4 protein-coding genes are annotated in these 1,043 nt (G+C 39.0%); all 4 read left to right on the top strand.

Annotated features, from left to right (window positions below):
• The coding region (locus tag A3735_RS11035) for a type II toxin-antitoxin system Phd/YefM family antitoxin (protein ID WP_068638057.1) at positions 1-215 on the top strand (215 nt) is incomplete at its 5' end.
• The gene (locus A3735_RS11040) at positions 196-465 is read left to right on the top strand and encodes a Txe/YoeB family addiction module toxin (protein WP_068516648.1); all 270 of its coding nucleotides are present in this window, start codon (positions 196-198) and stop codon (positions 463-465) included. The genes A3735_RS11035 and A3735_RS11040, both read left to right, overlap by 20 nt.
• Positions 466-624: 159 nt before the next feature.
• A complete protein-coding gene (locus A3735_RS11045) occupies positions 625-870 on the top strand; it encodes a type II toxin-antitoxin system CcdA family antitoxin (protein WP_068516651.1) in 246 nt (81 codons plus the stop codon).
• On the top strand, positions 870-1,043 hold a 174-nt coding region (locus tag A3735_RS32545; RefSeq protein ID WP_197485862.1), incomplete at its 3' end, for a CcdB family protein. The genes A3735_RS11045 and A3735_RS32545, both read left to right, overlap by 1 nt.

The raw sequence follows: 1,043 nt of genomic DNA on the forward strand, positions 1-1,043 counted from the left end.
TAGTTGGGAACCATGAGCCCTTAAAGGTAACTAGGCGAGCCGGTGACGATTTTGTTGTGATGAGTGCTGACGACTGGGAAAGAGAGCAAGAAACCTTATATGTTTTGCAGAATACTAACTTGATGAAGCAAATCGCTGACTCGGTAAAAACACATACTGACAATGAAGGTTATAAGCCAAGCAAGAAGGAGATGAGTGAGATCACTGGTCTTTGAGGGAAATACATGGCAAGAATATGAAACCTTAAGAGAAAACGATAAAAAGCTATATAAGGTACTGTGCCGACAACTTAAGGAAATGCTGCGTGGTAACCCTGCCGAAGGAACGGGAAAACCAGAACAACTTAAGCATAATTTATCGGGACTTTGGTCGAGACGTCTAAGCCAGAAAGACCGGTTAATTTATAAATACGACGATGAGTATATTTACATTTTTGCTATTGGTGGGCACTACGGCCAACACTAATAGGCCTTAACGCCCGGCTCACCGAGCAAATTTTATTGGCGGCATTTTTGGAACAAAAATGGTGACACTAAAATTTGTCCGGTGGAGCCGCTTGTTAAATGCTTGGATATGGAATAGCATAACAATACATATAAACAATGCGCATTAGGAGCAAATACCATGCGACCAAGTTTTGACCAGCAAGCGCCTAAGAAAGCTACTAACCTAACAGTAAACAGTGACCTTTTAAATCAAGCTAAAAGTTTGAAAATAAACTTATCAGCGACACTTGAACAAGCCTTGATTGTTCAAGTAAAAAAAGCACAACGCGAACAATGGCTTAAAGAAAATAAAGATGCTATTGACGAGCTGAACAAGTTGAGTGAAGAGAATGGTTTATTTTCTGACTCATTCAGGAGCTTTTAATGAGCCAATTTACGCTTTATTTGAACAAAGACAAAAGCAGTAAAAAAACATACCCCTATTTTGTTGATGTGCAAAACAACTTACTAAATGACTTGAATTCAAGACTAGTTATCCCGTTAACCCCTTCGAAAAAAGTTAACGAAAAAGTAGCTCAGAAGCTATGTCCTACAGTT

This window comes from Oleiphilus sp. HI0061 (assembly GCF_001635675.1).